Source organism: Actinoplanes subglobosus (assembly GCF_042650585.1).
GTDB lineage: Bacteria > Actinomycetota > Actinomycetes > Mycobacteriales > Micromonosporaceae > Actinoplanes > Actinoplanes subglobosus.
In genome coordinates this window covers 11917-27343 of the sequence record NZ_JBHSBL010000001.1, presented here as the reverse complement: position 1 = coordinate 27343, position 15427 = coordinate 11917, and the positions used below count along the sequence as shown (strand labels likewise).

Annotated in this window: 16 protein-coding genes and 1 riboswitch; of the genes, 6 read left to right on the top strand and 10 right to left on the bottom strand. The window is 71.8% G+C overall.

Annotated features, from left to right (window positions below; genetic code table 11):
* Window positions 1-21: 21 nt before the first annotated feature.
* Window positions 22-1020: a dioxygenase family protein gene (locus ACFO0C_RS00140; protein WP_378064319.1), complete on the bottom strand. Its 999-nt coding sequence runs from the start codon at window positions 1018-1020 to the stop codon at window positions 22-24.
* A gap of 119 nt (window positions 1021-1139) precedes the next feature.
* On the opposite strand from ACFO0C_RS00140, the gene ACFO0C_RS00135 reads away from it, so the two are divergent.
* The gene (locus ACFO0C_RS00135) at window positions 1140-2324 is read left to right on the top strand and encodes a LolA family protein (protein WP_378064318.1); all 1185 of its coding nucleotides are present in this window, start codon (window positions 1140-1142) and stop codon (window positions 2322-2324) included.
* A 197-nt stretch (window positions 2325-2521) separates the two neighbouring features.
* On the opposite strand, the gene ACFO0C_RS00130 is transcribed toward ACFO0C_RS00135, so the two are convergent.
* On the bottom strand, window positions 2522-3250 hold the full coding sequence (locus ACFO0C_RS00130) for a tyrosine-protein phosphatase (protein ID WP_378064317.1): 729 nt from the start codon (window positions 3248-3250) through the stop codon (window positions 2522-2524).
* A gap of 94 nt (window positions 3251-3344) precedes the next feature.
* Between ACFO0C_RS00130 and ACFO0C_RS00125 the strand changes: the two genes are divergently transcribed.
* Window positions 3345-3737 carry an SCO5389 family protein gene (locus tag ACFO0C_RS00125; RefSeq protein ID WP_378064316.1) on the top strand — a complete coding sequence of 131 codons (393 nt, stop codon included), beginning with the start codon at window positions 3345-3347 and terminating at the stop codon, window positions 3735-3737.
* Between the two features lie 40 nt (window positions 3738-3777).
* On the opposite strand, the gene ACFO0C_RS00120 is transcribed toward ACFO0C_RS00125, so the two are convergent.
* The 4 genes from ACFO0C_RS00120 to ACFO0C_RS00105 form a co-directional block, all read right to left on the bottom strand.
* On the bottom strand, window positions 3778-4434 hold the full coding sequence (locus ACFO0C_RS00120; RefSeq protein WP_378064399.1) for an HAD family hydrolase: 657 nt from the start codon (window positions 4432-4434) through the stop codon (window positions 3778-3780).
* Entirely contained in the window at window positions 4434-5201 is a 768-nt protein-coding gene (locus ACFO0C_RS00115; RefSeq protein WP_378064315.1) for a phosphatase PAP2 family protein, read from the bottom strand. Before ACFO0C_RS00115 ends, ACFO0C_RS00120 begins: the two co-directional genes overlap by 1 nt.
* A gap of 89 nt (window positions 5202-5290) precedes the next feature.
* Window positions 5291-6355 carry a tetratricopeptide repeat protein gene (locus tag ACFO0C_RS00110; RefSeq protein ID WP_378064314.1) on the bottom strand — a complete coding sequence of 355 codons (1065 nt, stop codon included), beginning with the start codon at window positions 6353-6355 and terminating at the stop codon, window positions 5291-5293.
* On the bottom strand, window positions 6352-7623 hold the full coding sequence (locus ACFO0C_RS00105; protein ID WP_378064313.1) for an AAA family ATPase: 1272 nt from the start codon (window positions 7621-7623) through the stop codon (window positions 6352-6354). The genes ACFO0C_RS00110 and ACFO0C_RS00105 overlap by 4 nt, the downstream gene beginning before the upstream one ends.
* Before the next feature lie 304 nt (window positions 7624-7927).
* Here ACFO0C_RS00105 and ACFO0C_RS00100 point away from each other — a divergent pair, with 304 nt between their 5' ends.
* A complete protein-coding gene (locus tag ACFO0C_RS00100) occupies window positions 7928-8608 on the top strand; it encodes a DivIVA domain-containing protein (RefSeq protein WP_378064312.1) in 681 nt (226 codons plus the stop codon).
* Here the strand turns inward: ACFO0C_RS00100 and ACFO0C_RS00095 are convergent.
* Window positions 8597-9652, bottom strand: coding sequence for an epoxide hydrolase family protein (locus tag ACFO0C_RS00095; RefSeq protein ID WP_378064311.1), 1056 nt, complete (start codon window positions 9650-9652; stop codon window positions 8597-8599). The two genes, ACFO0C_RS00100 and ACFO0C_RS00095, sit on opposite strands and share 12 nt — an antisense overlap.
* Window positions 9653-9705: 53 nt before the next feature.
* Here ACFO0C_RS00095 and ACFO0C_RS00090 point away from each other — a divergent pair, with 53 nt between their 5' ends.
* On the top strand, window positions 9706-10131 hold the full coding sequence (locus tag ACFO0C_RS00090; RefSeq protein WP_378064310.1) for a MarR family winged helix-turn-helix transcriptional regulator: 426 nt from the start codon (window positions 9706-9708) through the stop codon (window positions 10129-10131).
* 45 nt (window positions 10132-10176) lie between these two features.
* On the opposite strand, the gene ACFO0C_RS00085 is transcribed toward ACFO0C_RS00090, so the two are convergent.
* The 3 genes from ACFO0C_RS00085 to ACFO0C_RS00075 form a co-directional block, all read right to left on the bottom strand.
* The gene (locus ACFO0C_RS00085; protein WP_378064309.1) at window positions 10177-11166 is read right to left on the bottom strand and encodes a C40 family peptidase; all 990 of its coding nucleotides are present in this window, start codon (window positions 11164-11166) and stop codon (window positions 10177-10179) included.
* A gap of 16 nt (window positions 11167-11182) precedes the next feature.
* A riboswitch (cyclic di-AMP (ydaO/yuaA leader) is annotated at window positions 11183-11314 on the bottom strand.
* A 139-nt stretch (window positions 11315-11453) separates the two neighbouring features.
* Window positions 11454-12362, bottom strand: coding sequence for a M56 family metallopeptidase (locus ACFO0C_RS00080; protein WP_378064307.1), 909 nt, complete (start codon window positions 12360-12362; stop codon window positions 11454-11456).
* Complete coding sequence (locus tag ACFO0C_RS00075; RefSeq protein ID WP_378064306.1) at window positions 12359-12715, bottom strand: BlaI/MecI/CopY family transcriptional regulator; 357 nt, start codon at window positions 12713-12715, stop codon at window positions 12359-12361. Before ACFO0C_RS00075 ends, ACFO0C_RS00080 begins: the two co-directional genes overlap by 4 nt.
* A gap of 73 nt (window positions 12716-12788) precedes the next feature.
* Between ACFO0C_RS00075 and ACFO0C_RS00070 the strand changes: the two genes are divergently transcribed.
* Together ACFO0C_RS00070 and cydB are read left to right on the top strand one after the other, a co-directional pair.
* The gene (locus ACFO0C_RS00070; RefSeq protein WP_378064305.1) at window positions 12789-14201 is read left to right on the top strand and encodes a cytochrome ubiquinol oxidase subunit I; all 1413 of its coding nucleotides are present in this window, start codon (window positions 12789-12791) and stop codon (window positions 14199-14201) included.
* Window positions 14202-14213: 12 nt separating this feature from the next.
* Window positions 14214-15191 (top strand): cytochrome d ubiquinol oxidase subunit II, encoded by a 978-nt coding sequence (gene cydB / locus ACFO0C_RS00065; protein WP_378064304.1) that lies wholly within the window; start codon window positions 14214-14216, stop codon window positions 15189-15191.
* Window positions 15192-15427: the final 236 nt, after the last annotated feature.

Genomic DNA, 15427 nt, shown 5'->3' with positions numbered 1-15427 from the left:
GCAGCAGCTCTCAGCGATCTCTCAGCGGCTCGGTGGCGCCCCACCCGGTCCGCCGGAGGGCGGTGCCCCGCCCGGTCCCCCGCCGGGCCCGCCCGAGGGCGGCGGCCCGCCCATGCCGGAGGGCGGTGCCCCACCGGGTGCCCCGGACGGCGCGCCGTCACCGGTGAGCTGCCCGCCGGTCGGGGTGGTCGTGGTGTCCACGCCCACCTCCAGGGTGACGGCGAAGCCACTCATCACGGCACCGGTGACGGTGGCCAGCTGAAGGGCACCGGAGTCCTCACCGAACACGTTGTCGGTGTCGAGGGAGACCTGCGCCAGGTTGGTGACCGACGCCTCGTACCCGGCCTCCTGGTAGACCACGTCGCAGGTCTCCTTGGGCAGCGCGACCTGCGAGGTGGCGATCGCCTTGGACGCGTCGGCGATGCTCGCCTGGTCCGGGTAGACCTCGAAGTGGATGTGCGGCCACCGTCCGGTGTAGCAGGCCGGGAAGATGCTGGTGAACTTCACCTCGCCGGCGTCGTCGGCGATCTGCACGCCGCGCAGGTAGTTCTCCCCGGTGATGCCCTCGGAGTAGAGCGAGTAGCCGCCGGCCCGGTCGCAGTGCCACACGTAGACGGCCACCCCCGCGAAGGCCGCCCCGGCGTTGGCCAGGTCCTTGATGCTGAGCGTGAGCGTCATCGGAACGCCCTGGGCCTTGCCGGTGGCGGTGCCGAAGCTGGCGGTGATGTCGCCACGGACCACGCCGCTCTCGGTGAGCACGTTCGGGCCGTTGGAGCCGTCACCCGGATAAGGCCCGGCCGTCTCGCCCGGGATCTCGTCCAGCTTCGTGGCCGTCCCGCTGGTCCCGGTCCCGGACGTCTCCTCGTCCTTGCCACAGGCGGCCAGCCCGAGGGCCATCGCGCCCAGGCCGAACACCCGCAGTGCCTGCCTGCGCCGGATGGTGGCCAGGTCGAAGGCTAGACCCTGGTCGTATATGTCCTCGCCGGGGCGGGGCAATGGACGCCCCTCGTAGATATCCATCCAACTCTCCCTTTGTCGGAAATAACGCTATCCGGCGGACATCCCCTAGGGGACCTTCTCAGCCGGATCACAGCGGCACCCGGGCACAGTGGGACGCAGAGATTCGGGAGGTGGACATCGTGTCCGTGTTGAGGTCCAGGCCTGCACTGCGCTGGCTCGTCCCGTCGGTTGCGGCGGTAGCGGTCATCGGGGGCGGTGCGGCGGCCGGAACGATCGTGGCGAACGCCGACCCGGCACTGCCGGAGCGCAGCGCCGCACAACTGCTCGTCGACCTGCAGAGCGCCGACCCGTCGGGGTTCTCCGGAACCGTGGTGCAGAGCGCCGATCTGGGACTGCCGGGCATCGCGGGGCTGCTCGGGAACGCGACCGGCGGCAGCGGCAACCTGACGAGCCTGATCGCCGGGAGCAACACCGCTCGCCTGTGGTACGCGGGTGAGGAGAAGATGCGGTTCTCGCTGCTCGGCACGAGCAGCGAGACCGACGTGATCCGCAACGGCTCCGACGTGTGGATCTGGGACAGCAAGGAGAACACCGGCACGCACGTGAAGCTGCCGGCCGGCGCCGGCACGGAGGAGGCGGCTCCCGCGAGCTCGCTGACTCCGCAGCAGGCGGCGGACGCGGCCCTGGCCGCGATCGACGGCAGCACCGAGGTCGAGACGACCGGTGCCGCCGAGGTCGCCGGGCGGGACGCGTACGAGCTGGTGATCAGCCCGCGCGACACCGACTCCCTGGTCGGTCAGGTGCGGCTGGCGATCGACGCGAAGGAGCACATCCCGCTGCGCGTCGACGTCTACGCGAAGAACACCACCAAGCCGGCGATCCGGGTCGCGTTCGACCAGATCAACTTCACGGTGCCGGACGACCAGCAGTTCGCGTTCAACCCGCCGGCGGGCGCCAAGATCACCGAGCAGGCGATCCCGGCGGACGCGGCGAAGGACGCCGGCAAGGAAGCGCACAAGGCCGCCGCCGAGGCCGAGAAGGCCGCCCGTGAGGCCGGCGCCGACAAGAGCGACTTCAAGGTCGTCGGCGAAGGCTGGACCGCCGTCGCCGTCGCCAAGGGCCCCAGCCTCGACGAACTCGGTGAGATCACCGGCAAGCAGGGTGACGAGCAGAGCGCGGAGGGCGCCGAGGCGTCACAGCTGGCCCAGGGCCTGCTCGACACGCTGAAGCCGGTCAGCGGCGCCTGGGGCAGCGGCAAGCTGCTGGAGGGTTCACTGTTCAGCGTCCTGATGACCGACGACGGCCGGGTCCTCGCCGGCGCCGTCACCCCGGAGGCCCTCTACAAGGTCGCCGCCGCCAAGTAGGAGCCACCACCCCGAACTGCCGCGCCGGCTCTCCCCGGCGCGGCAGTTCGCGTTTCCGCCCGCCCTTTCCCCTTCCCGGCGCCGGGCAGCCCGCGTTCCGCACCGCCCGGGGATCCACCCGCATCCCCGGTCCGGCCCGCGCCCGCGTCCCTCCCCGGCGCCAGCGCGTGGTCCATGCCCGGGACGGCGGATGTGAGCTAGGCGAAGCGGCTTCGGATCGCCTCGATCTCGGCGGGCGTCACGTCGTGGGTCAGCAGGTAGGACTCGATGCCTCCGTAGCGGGCCTCGGCGTGGTCCACGGTGTGGCGCATCGCGGCGGCGTCGCAGCCGGGGGTCTCGGCGTAGTCGGCGGCGATGTCGTCGGGGGCCACTCCGGCCAGGGTGAGCAGGATCGCGACGAGCAGACCGGTGCGGTCGCGGCCGCCGTGGCAGTGGACGATCACGGCGCCCGGGCCGGCGGCGGCGACCTCGCGGAGCGATCGGGCCACGCGGGGGCCGTTGTGGTCGAGCATCGGGGCGTACGAGTCGTCGGGCGGGTCGTAGCCCAGCGGATCGGACAACAGCGGCACGTTGCGGTAGAACGCGTCGGCGGCGAACGGGCTCGGGCTCGCGGCGCACTCGCGCGGCCAGCGTAGATCCAGGATCAGGGCCGGGGGCCGCTCGCGCAGCGCGGCGACGGCAGCCGGGGTCAGCAGGGCGTGGCTGTCCGAGCGGATCAGCAATCCCTCGCGAAGGCTGCCGCCGTCACGGAGCGGCAGGCCGACACCGTCGACCGGCGGGCCGCCGTCACGGGCCGGCAGGCCGGAGTCACGGGCCGGCAGGCCGGAGTCACGGGCCGGCAGGTCGCCGGGCACTCCCGGCCGGGTGGGGCGCGGGGTGCCGCCGAGGTCGCGGGCGTTGACGCAGCCGGGCCATTCGAGTCGCACAGCCCGCAAACTAGCCCGGCGTGTCTACTTGGAACTGGGAATCGTTTTCAACAAGAATCGAGGGTGTCACGCCGTACCCCGAAAGGAATTGATCATGTCGTTGAACGTCTCCCCCGCCCTGCTGGACGTCGCCGAACGCGGTGAGGTGAGTGACGCCGAGTTCGTCGGATGTGTGCGGGAGTCGCTGCCCTACGCCTGGCAGGTGGTCAGCGCGGTGATGACCGATCTGCGCGACTCCGGCGGCGACTTCGCCGACCACGAGATCCCGCCGCCGTCGGAGGACGAACGCGGTCAGCTGCTGCGCGCCCTGGCCAGTGACGCCATCCGGGGCGGGCTGGAGCGGCATTTCGGGGCGCGGCTCGCGTTCCAGAACTGTCACCGGGTGGCCGCTTTCGATCACGGCGCGGTCGGTGGTGAGCGGTGGCGGCGGTTCGTGTCGCCGCGCGGGCAGCTGCTCAACCAGTCGCCCGAGCTGCGCAACTGCTGACCGTCGGCGACCGCCGGGTGGCACCGGCCGCCCGGCGGTCTCAGAACGTCAGTTCGGCCAGGGTGCGGATGCGGGGCACGGCGGCATCCGGGTGGGCGCCGAAGCGGTCGAGCAGCACCGCGGGCAGGCCGGCGGCCAGGGCGCCGTCGATGTCCTTGGCCGGGGAGTCGCCGACCATCAGCGCGGCGCCGGGCTCCACCCCGAGCAGGCCGACGGTGTGCAGGTAGGCCCGCGGGTCCGGTTTGCCGGCCGGCAGCATCGACGACGCCACCATCAGGTCCACCTCGGACGTCAGGGCCAGCCGGTCGAGTTTGCGGCGCTGCTGGCCCTCGTCGCCGTTGGTCAGCACGGCCACCGCCAGCCCGGCCGCCCGGGCCCGGCGCAGGGCCGGGACCGCGTCGTCGAAGACGGTCCAGCCGGCCTCGTAGCGCTCCAGGTAACCGGCGAACAGCTCGTCGGCGGCGGCGTCGCTCAGCCGGGCGCCGAGGAACTCGCGGACCCGCTCACGCCGCTGCCCGGTGAAGGTGATCTCGCGTCTCTGATAGCGGGCGTAGTGCCGCTCGGACAGCGCCGCCCACCGCACGGTGACGTCGGGGCCGCTGATGCCGAGCGTCGCGGCCCAGGCCACGACCGCGGTGCCGGAGGCGGTCACCTGATCGACCAGGGTGTCGTCCAGGTCGAAGACCACCGCGCGCATCATCGATCGGCCAGCCTACCGGGTGTGCTGTCGACAGCGGACCGGGGTCGCGGGATCGCCGCCGGGACGGCCGGCACCGGGCGTTGCTGGCGCAGCAGCGCGTAGGTTCCGGCGAGCAGGGCGGCCGCGGCGAACGCGTCGAGCCAGTAGTGGTTGCCGGTGGCGACGACGACCAGCAGGGTGATCGCCGGGTGCAGCAGCCACAGTGCCCGGTACCGGCCCGTGGTGGCGGCGATCAGCGCGATCGCGACGACCAGCGCCCAGCCGACGTGCAGGGACGGCATGGCGGCGTACTGGTTGGAGATCTGGTCGGTCTCCGGCGGGCCGTAGACGGCGGGGCCGTAGAGACGACCGAGGTCGAGCATTCCGGTGTCGGTCAGCATCCGCGGCGGGGCCAGCGGGATCAGGAAGTGTACGGCCAGCGCCGCCGCCGTCAGCAGCACGATCACATTGCGTGTCCACCGGTAGTGCGCGGGCCGCCGGCGGTAGAGCCAGATCAGGCAGGCCGCCGTGGCCGGGAAGTGCACGTACGCGTAGTAGCTGTTCGCCGCCTCGATGAGACCGTTCCAGCCGAGCAGCGACTGCTGAACGGCCAGTTCGCCGGGCAGTCGCAGCCACCGTTCGGTGTGCCAGATCGTCCGCGCGTTGGCGAACGCCTCGTCCACGTGGCCGTTCGCGGCGACCCGGGCCACCTTGTAGACCAGGAACAGGGCGGCGATCAGGGCGAGCTCGCGTAGCGCGGACAACCGTCGTGCATCACTCGCCATGCCGCCCCCCGAAGATCAAGGGGCATAGCATCCGCCGATCTTGCAGTTCGTGCAAGATTCATCTGAGGTGCTGTGATGTAACCCGCTGTTCACGCGCGCTCGGCCGCGCCGGCGGCCAGCAACACGGCCACGGCCACCGCCGCCAGGATCAGAGTCAGCCGGTACGGGCTCACCGCGAACCACAGCAGCAGATGCGCGGCGGCGCTCGCGGCGAGCAGACCGGTCCCGATCGCACGGCGGGTGCCGGCCGGCAGCAGGCCCAGGCACAGCCACGGCAGACGGCCCGCGGGCAGCAGCACCCGCAGCGCCAGACCGAACGTGACCAGTGCCATCACCACGGCGGCACCCCGGGAGAGCAGCAGCGACGGGCCCCACCAGCGACCGGCCACGGCCAGGGCGGCCACCGCGGGGACACCGGCGAGCATGCCCCGGCGCAGTCCCGCCAGCAGACCACGGATCGGCCAGGTGAGAGCGGGGGCGCCGTACCGGTCGGGGTGGTCGGCGGCCAGCTGCCGCAAGCCGCGCATCGCCTCCCGGACCCGCAGCTTCTCCGCGTCCAGCAGGGCGATCATCCAGCGGCCCTCGGCGTCCTCGGGGTCCTCGGCCAGCGCCCGCGCCGCCGCCGCGCGGGCCTCGTCGCGGTTGCCCGCGTTGCGTTCCACCTCGGCCAGCGTCATCAGGTCCGGCACCGAGTGCGGGGCGAGTGCCACCGCCCGGCCGGCCGACGCCCGGGCCTCGTCGAACGCCCGGCGCAGCACCAGGCAGCGGGCCAGCGCCCGGTGCGGTTCCGGACGGTCCGGCGCGAGACGCACCGCCTCCCGCGCCGAGGCCTCCGCCGCACGCACGACGGACGCCGCGCCGCCGCTCTCACCGCCGCGGGCGCTGCCGCCGCGGACGCCGTCGCCGCGGGACAGCAGGAGCAGGCACTCGGCGCGTTCGATGTGCACGACGGACTGTCCGGGGGCGGCCGCGACCGCGGCGTCGGCGAACTCCAGGGCCTCGGCGTAGTGGCCCTGCAACCGGCGCAGGCCGGCGAGCAGGCCGAGGAGTTCGGCGTCGGCGGGCGTCTCGGCCAGTCCTTCACGGACGGCGATCTCGGCCTGTTCGAGACGGCCGACACCGGCGAGGGCCCGGGCCCGGGCGGCGGCGTTCACCGGATCTTGCGCTTCTTCAGGTAGGCGGCCAGGTCGTCGTAGGCGCCGCTCTCGTTGGCGAACATCGCGACGTTGCGGGCGGTGGCGAACCACGCGTCGGTCGACGGCCGGACCTCACGGGCGGCGGCCAGCATGTCGTCCTGATTGATCATGCGGATCTCGCCGGTGGCGATGGAGTCGCGCATCGCGAACTCGGCGGCGGTCTCGCACAGATGCGCGAGGTCCGCGCCCGAGTAGTGGTCGGTGGTGGCGGCGACGGCGTCCAGATCGATACCGGCGACCGGGCGGTCACGGAGGTGGTACTCCAGGATCGCGGCACGGGCCTCGGCGTCCGGCGGCAGCACGAGCACGGTCCGGTCCAGACGCCCCGGACGCCGAAGTGCCGAGTCGACGTCCCACGGCGCATTCGTGGCGGCCAGCACGAAGACGCCGTCGTTGCCGCCGTCGACACCGTCGAGTTCGGTCAGCAACTGATTCACCACGGTCCGCATCGATGACTGCAGTTGACTGCGTTTGTGGCCGAGCGCGTCGATCTCGTCCAGGAACAGCACGCACGGCGCGTGTCCCCGGGCTGATTCGAACAGGTCGTGGAGGTTGCGTTCGGAGCTGCCGATCCACATGTTCAGCACGTCGGTGATCGACAACGAGATGAACGCGGCACCCATCTCGCCGGCGACAGCCCTGGCCAGGAACGTCTTGCCGCATCCGGGCGGACCGTAGAGCAGCAGACCGCCACGCAGGCTCTTGCCGAACAGGGTCCGCAGCTTCGGGTTGCGCAGCGGGCCGAGGAACGACACCTCGAGGCGCTTCTTCACGTCGGTCATGCCACCGACGTCGGCCAGGGTCACCGTGGACCGCTCGACGTCGAACGACCGGTCGGCGTGCCCGCGCACCGGGTCCGGCTCACCGTCGGCCCGCGCGAACCGGGGCGGCACCACATCCCCGAACTGCTCCTCCATGGCCGCCCAGTCGATGCCCGCCTTGTCCGCGGCCTTTTCCGGACCCGGCGTCGCCGGCGCGGCCTCCGCCGGCGGTCCTTCCGGAGACCCTTGCGGCGGTACGCCCGGAGCGCCGCCGAGTGCGCGGGCCATCAGTGTCCGCGCCGCCGCGTTGCCGGGCTCGCGGGACAGGATCTGAGCGGCGTGCCCGATCGCCTCCGGGCCCCGGCCGGCCGCGACCAGTTGCTCGGCCAGGTGCAGCCGGAGCGTCAGGTCGTCGGGCCGCGCCTCGACGGCGGCCGACAGGCTGTTGATCAAGGCATCGCTCATGACTGCCGATTATGCCCCGGCCGTGACCCGGCCCGGCCGCGGCCACCTCGCCCCGGATCTCCACAGAAGCCACCCACCTGCGCAGATACAGCCGAACAAGGGTGATGACGACGCGTTAACCCCTGCCGGACTGGTCACGGCCGGTTACGATCGCCAGCGCCCGTCCACGACGGACCTGCGCGCCGTCGTGCCGAAACCGACACTGCCGTGCCGAAACCGACACTTCGGGCGTTGTGCTGTAGTCGAGAACGGGCGTCGTGCCGCAGTCAACGGACGCGCAACGGACGCCGGAAGCGAGGTAGGGATGCCGATCACTCCCGCAGACATCCACAACGTGGACTTCAAGAAGCCGCCGATCGGTAAGCGCGGCTACGACGAGGAGGAGGTCAATGCTCTCCTGGAGGAGGCGAGCCAGGAGATGCTGCGCCTGCTCGACGAGAACGGGGCGCTGGCCGCCCGGCTCCGGGAGAGCGGCGGGTTCACCGACCCGGGTGCGCTGACCGCCGAGGTCAGCGAGCTGGCCGCGCACCTCCAGCACATGCGGGAGGGCCTGGCCCGGGCCGAGCACGAGGCCCGGGAGATGCAGGTCCAGCTGGAGCGGGCCCACGACGAGGTGCGCGCGGCGGCCCAGCCCCGGCAGCAGGGTGGGGCGGTCGACGACCGGGTGCTGCGGATGGCGCACCGCACCGCCGAGGAGCACGTCCGGGACGCCCAGCGCGAGTCGGACGATCTGCTGGTCAGCGCGCGGGCCCAGGCCGATCAGATGACCGGCGACGCGATCCGGACGGCCGACACGATCGAGACGGACGCGCGGCGGCAGCACGCCGAGGCACTGGACGAGGTGGCCCGCGACCGGGCGGCGATGGTGGCCGAGATCGAGCGGCTCGACGAGCTGGCGCAGGACTACCGGTCGGCGCTGGGCGACCATGTGGTCCGGCAGCTGCACGACCTGGAGGGTGGCACGCCGGCTCTGTCACCGCCCTGACCAGCGGCTGAAGAACGCGATCACGTCCTGGGTGAACAGGTCGGGGACCTCCAGGGCGGCGAAGTGGCCGCCCCGGGGGAACTCGCTCCAGTGGACGACGTTCGCCCGCTGCCCGGCCAGCGGGCGGATGGACTGGACGATGTCGCCGGGCAGGACCGCGACACCCAGCGGGACCTGGCCGGTCTCCTGCGGGCCGGACTCCTTGACGATCCGGGCGGCCGACCCGGCGGTCCGGAAGAACCAGTGGTGGGCGATGTTCGCCACGATCCGGTCGTCGGGGACCCGGGTGGCCGGGTCGGCCCAGGTGTCGAACTTCTCGCCGAGGAACGCGAGCAGCCCGGCCGGTGAGTCGTTGAGCGCATAGGCCGGGGTCTGCGGGGTGGCCGCGAACAGGATCTGGTGCGGATGCCGGTTGGCGGCCACCCGCATGGTCTTCTCCAGCCGTTCCCGGTCGCCGGGGCCCAGGCCGTCCGGCTCCCCGGGTGTGGGCAGGTAGTTGACGTGCACAGCGACCACGTGGTCCGGGGCGACGGTGGCCAGGGTGCGGGAGACGCCGGAGCCCCAGTCGCCGCCCTGCGCGCCGTAGCGGGTGTAGCCGAGGCGTGCCATCAGCTCGGCCCAGGCTTCGGCGATCCGCCGGACGCCCCACGACCGGGTGGTCGGGCCGGACAGCCCGAAACCGGGGATCGCCGGGACGACCAGGTGGAAGTGCTCGCTGAGCGGGCCGATCACGTCCAGGAACTCCACCGTGGAGCCGGGCCAGCCGTGGGTGAGGATCAGCGGCAGGGCATGCGGGTCGGCGCTGCGCACGTGGAGGAAGTGCACCCGGTCGCCGCCGATCTCGGTGACCTGCTGCGGCCACGCGTTGACCTCGGCCTCGTGGGCCCGCCAGTCGAAGCGGAGCCAGCGGTCGGCGAGGGCGCGGACCCGTTCGACGGTGATGCCGTAGCCGGCGGGGGCCGCGGCGGGCCAGCGGGTCCGGCGGAGGCGCTCGGTGAGGTCGTCGAGGTCCGCCTGGGGAATGTGGAGCCGGAAGTCGTTCATGCGACTAACGTTAGACTGACTAACGTTAGTCCGTCCAATGTTATCGTCGTCACGTGGATCATCTGCCGAGCTGGCTGCTCTCCCAGGCCGCGGCGCACGCGCACCGGCTCGTCGCCGACGGGTTCGCCGGCGTGGGCGCCAAGGGCTATCACTACCGGCTGCTGTCGTCACTGGTCACCGACGGGCCGGCCAGTCAGGCGGCGCTCGGGCGGCGCACCGCCATCTACCTGAGCGACCTGGTGGGGGCGCTCAACGAACTGGAGGCCGGCGGCTTCGTGCGGCGGTCACCGGATCCGGCGGACAAGCGGCGCAACGTCGTCGCGGTCACCGACGCCGGCCGGGAACGGGCCGGTGAGCTGGGCGAGCGGGTGGAGGCGATCCAGGACGATCTGATGGCGCCGCTGTCGGCTGATGAGCGGGCGCTGCTCGCCGGCCTCTTGCGCCGGCTGGTCGAGCACCACGGCCGTACCGGGAAATGAGGAAAGGCCGCCGTCGAGGAGACGGCGACCTTTCCGCGGGGTGTGTCAAGCAGGCCGGCGATAGCCGGCGATGGGGCCGCGATCGATCGGGGCCATCCGCACGTAGTCGCCCGTGTGCGGCGCGTGGACCACCTTGCCGCCGCCGATGTAGATGGCGACGTGGTGGATGTCGGAGTAGTAGAAGACCAGGTCACCCGGCTTCAACTCACTCTTGCTCACCGACTTGGTGGAGCCCCACTGGTCCTTCGTGTAGTGCTCGAGATGCACGCCGACCGCTTCCCACGCCTCCTGCGTCAGACCCGAGCAGTCGTAGCTGTTCGGGCCGTTCGAGCCGAAGACGTAGGGCTTGCCGATCAGGTCGCACGCCCGCTGGGCGGCGCGGCCACCCTTGTCGTTCGTGTAGTCGACCGGACAGGGGCCGGTGCGCAGCGCCCCGTCGTCGGCGTTGGCCTTGCCGTAGGCCGCGATGCGGAGCTTCTGGAGCTTCGTGATCTCCTTCTCGATCGCCGTCTTCTTCGTGCCGAGATCGGTGTCGCGGATCGTGATCTCGGACTCGAGCTGGTCGACGGTGGCCTTGTCGGCGGCGTACTTGTCGCGGAGTTTCGCCACCTCGGAGATCGACGCCTCCCGGTTGGTGGCAAGCTGCTCGAGAAGCGTCAGCTTGTCCACCACACCCGTCGGCGAGCCGGTGAGGACCATCGCGTTCACCAGGGTCGGCGACCCCTGCATGTACGCGTCGACGGCGAGGCCCCGCACCTCCACCATCGCGGCGTCCACCTGCGCCTGCAGCGGAGCCAGCGTCTTCGCCAGCTCCTTCTGCTGCTTGCGCAGCTTGACCAGCTTGGTGTGAGTGCCGTTGTAGTCCTCGATGACCGGCTCGAGCTGGTTCCACTCCTCGTCGATCTGCTTCTCGATCTGAGCCGGAGTGGGCTCGGCATGAGCGACGGTGGGACCCGTGACCAGGACTCCGGCCGCGGCCACCGCGCACATCAGGATGCGCACGAGGCCGGCGCGACGCGCGCTGATCCGTTTCACGCTGGTGCGTTGTCCTTTCTTCCCGTTCAGCCGCCGACCGGGTTAGCTGACGGGTTCGGGCGGGAAGGCTGCCCGGCCGCGTCGCCGCGGCTTCACCCCAGGTGCTCGGTTCCCCGGTTCGCCGTGGGCCTTTCGGCCGCAGACGATTAGGCGGTGGTCCGTCAGATCGGCCGGGTGGCCGATGGGGGGCTGGGCGGACCGGGGACCACCGTACTCGGATCAAGACGGCAAATGAAGGTCGCACAGGCCGCCGAACTGTCCGCACAGCCGACGACACGCAGGGTGTTCTAAAACGGCCAGCTGTTCAGGGCGCGCGCCAGCCAGGGCACCACGACGATCACGGTGGGTAGCACCAGCAGGCCGGCCGCGGCGGTCACCCCGGCCACGGTGAGAGCGGTCGAACCGCCGTCCGGAATGTCCAGACGGGCCAGCCGCCGGCGCCGGGATTCACCCTCCGGGTCGGCGGTCACCTCCTCCGCCAGGGGGACGGCGTCGATCAGCCGCGCCAGCGCGGCCCGCAACGGCGCCGGCCCGGTCCGGCGGCGGGCCGCGTCGTCGGCCACCATCTCCAGCAGCAGATGTACGGCGTCGAGCGGCGCCTTCGACCGCAACGGCCCCGGCACCGCCCGGTAGAACGCGGTGAACGACTCCATCACCAGCTCGTGCCTGTGCCGCAGGTGGGCACGCTCGTGGGCGAGGACCGCGTCCACCTGCTCCCGGTCCAGTGACTCCAGGACGCCGCCGCTGAGCACGACCCGCGGGTCCCGCCCGGGCACACAGTAGGCCAGCGGCAGTGCCCCGTCGAGCACACGGACCTCCGCCCCGCCGAGGCCCTCGTGCCGCTCGACGGAATCGAGCAGGTCGACGAGCATCCGGTGCCGGGCGCGCCGGGCCCGGGCCCGGGAACTCACCCGGACCAGCGACACGATCAGGCGGATCACGATGGTCGCGGCCACGGCCAGGGAGAACAGCAACGCGGCGACGGTCTCCGGATGGCGTGCCCCCGCGGCTCGCGCGACCTCCTCGGGCGCGGCGAGGACCACACCGAGAGCGCAGAGTACGGCGGTGAGCGTCAGTGACTGCCAGAGCAGGACACCCGCGACCGGGGCACGGTCGGTCCAACGGGCGCTCGCCAGCAGTCTCGGCGCGGCCAGCGAGAGCGTCAGCCCGAGGGCGCCGAGCAGGAGGGCGGTCACCGCTCGATGTTACGGGTGGCCTTCTCGATCGCGGCCCGCAGCGCTTCCGGCGGCAGCTGGCCGACGAAGTAGGCGAGAGCGGCGTCACGGTCGGGGGTGGCGGTGAGCGCGTCCATCATCACGCCGGCGGTCATCTCCTCGCGGGTCTGCGCCGGGGCGTACTTGTAGGCGCGGTCCGCCCGCTGCTGGGTGACCAGGCCCTTCTTGGCGAGCCGGTCGAGGACGGTCATGACCGTCGTATACGCCAGATCGCGCTCCCGGCTCAGCAGGTCGTGCACCTGCCGGACGGTGAGCGGCTCGCCCGCGTCCCACAACTTCGTCATGACCTCGCGTTCGAGGTCGTTCCGTGCCATGTGAGCCACTCTACTTCACGACGTCGTACTACGCGTCGTAGTATCTACTACGAATCGTCGTAGAGGGGCTGCCATGGACGTGCTCGACCTGACCCGGCTGCAGTTCGCGGTCGTGACGATCTACCACTACCTGTTCGTACCGGTGTCGATCTCGCTCGCGTCGGCCGCCGCCGGTTTCCAGATCGCCTGGATCCGTACGTCCCGTGAGAAGTACCTGCACCTCACGAAGTTCACCGGCAAGCTGCTGATCGTCACGTTCGCCGTCGGCGTGGTCACCGGGCTGGTCCAGGAGTTCCAGTTCGGGCTCGGGTGGAGCGCGTTCGCCCGGTTCTACGGCGACGTCTTCGGGCCCACACTCGCGATCGAGGGGATGCTCGCGTTCTTCCTCGAGGCCACGTTCCTGGCGCTGTGGTATTTCGGGTGGGACCGTCTGCCCCGCTGGCTGCACACCGCCACGATCGTGGTCGTCGCCGTCGGGACGCTGCTGTCGGCGTACATCATCCTGGCCGCCAACTCGTTCATGCAGAACCCGGTCGCCTACGCCCTCGACCCGGTCACCGGGCGGGCGCATCTGACCAGCTTCACCGAGCTACTGACCAACGAGGTGGTGCTGGCCGCGTTCCCGCACACCATGGGCGGGGCGGCGATGGCCGGCGGCGGGCTGCTGATGGCCATCGGGATCTGGCGTTTCAAATATGATCGTGCCTTCCTCACCCTTTCCCGGGCCGGGGCCTGGATGATGCTGCTCGGCGGAGCGGTGACCGCGATCAGCGGCGACCACCTCGGCAAGGTGATGACCGCCGTTCAGCCGATGAAGATGGCCGCCGCCGAAGCCCTCTACGAGACGACCACGTCGGCGCCGTTCTCGGTCTTCGCGATCGGGGAGCTCGGGCACGACCGGCCGTTCTTCAGCATCGAGATCCCGGGGCTGCTGTCCTTCCTCGGGACCGGGTCGTTCGGCGGGACCGTGCAGGGGATCGACGATCTCCAGGCTGCGTATGTGGCTCAATACGGGCCGGGAAGCTATGTGCCGATGATCCCGGTCGCGTTCTGGACGTTCCGGTTGATGATCGGGGCCGGCGTGCTCGGGATGGCGCTTGCGGCGTACCACCTCTGGTCCTCCTGGTCCTTCGACCGCCGCGTGCCGCTGCTGCCGGAGTTTCTGCAGCCCGGGCGGGGAACGCCCGGCTGGCTGCGCCGGTTCGTGCTGATCGCGCCGCTGCTGCCGGCCGCCGCCAACACGTTCGGCTGGGTGTTCACCGAGACCGCCCGGCAGCCGTGGCTGGCGTTCGGCATCTCCAAGGTCGCCGACGGGATCTCCCCCGGGCTGACCGCCGCCGAGGTGATCGCGTCGCTGGCCGGGTTCACCCTGGTCTACGGCCTTCTCGCGGTCGCCTGGTGCCGCCTCGTCGTGCATCTGTCCCGCAAGCCGCTCGTTCCGGCCCCCGAGGCCACCGAAGAGCCCGAGCCGGTTCCCGCCTACTAGGAGCGACCTTCCATGATCACGTTCTGGTTCGCGGTGCTCGTCCTCGCCTGGGTCCTCTACTTCGTCCTCGAAGGCTTCGACTTCGGCGTCGGCATGCTCTCCTTCCTCGGCCGCGACGAACACGAACGCGGTGCCGCCCTGCGCACCATCGGCCCGTTCTGGGACGGCAACGAGGTGTGGCTGGTCGCCGCCGTCGGTGTCACGTTCGCCGCGTTCCCCGACTGGTACGCCGCCCTGATGTCCGCCCTCTACCTGCCGATGGTCGCGATCCTGCTGCTCCTGGCGATTCGCGGCGTCGCCCTGGAGTTCCGCGGCAAACACGACTCCCCGTCCTGGCGGCGCCGCGCCGACCTGCTCCTGGCCGTCTCGTCCGGCGGCATCGTGCTGCTCTGGGGGGCCGTCCTCGGCGTCCTCGTCGACGGGCTGGCCCTCGGCGCCGACGGCGAGGTCACCGGAACCGGGCTCGGCCGCAGCCTCGGCCCGCTGCTCTCCCCCGCCGCCGGCCTCGGGGCGCTCGCCGCGCTCCTCGCCGCGGTCCTGCTCGGCGCGACGTTCCTGGCGCTGCGCACCACCGGTCCGGTCCGGCGCCGGGCACGCGACGTCGCCCGCCACACCGGCACGGCCGGGGCGGTCACCCTCCTCCTCATCGGCATCGGTACGGGCAGCCGCCTCACCCTGGCCGCCGCGGCCGTCGTGTTCGCCGCCGGCCTGCTAGCCCGCCGCACCCGCGAGGGCCTGTCGTTCGCCGCCGTCGCCGCCGCCGTCGCCGCCGCCGTCGTGGCCGTCTTCACCGCGCACGGTGACGTGGTCCTGCGCAGCACCCTCGATCCGGCGTGGTCGCTGACCCGGGAGAGCGCGGCGGCCGGCCCGGAGGCGCTGCGCCTGATCACCGTCGCCGGGGTGCTGATCCTGCCCGGGGTCCTCGTGTACCAGGCCTGGTCCTACTGGGTCTTCCGCCGCCGGGTCGCCAGCGAGCGGGTCGCCTCATGACCACCCCACGCCCGCGGAACCTCCCTTCCGGCACGCCGGACCGCTCCGCTTCCCCCGCCGTCCCCTCCCCCAGCACCGCCTCCTCCAGCGCCCCGTCCTCCAGCACCCCCTCCCCCTCCCCTTCCTCTTCCGGCAGACCCGACCGCTCCCCCTCCCCTTCCGGCAGACCCGGCCGCTCCACTTCCACCTCTCCTTCCGGCGGACCAGATCTTGACCGATTCGCCACCGATACCGGT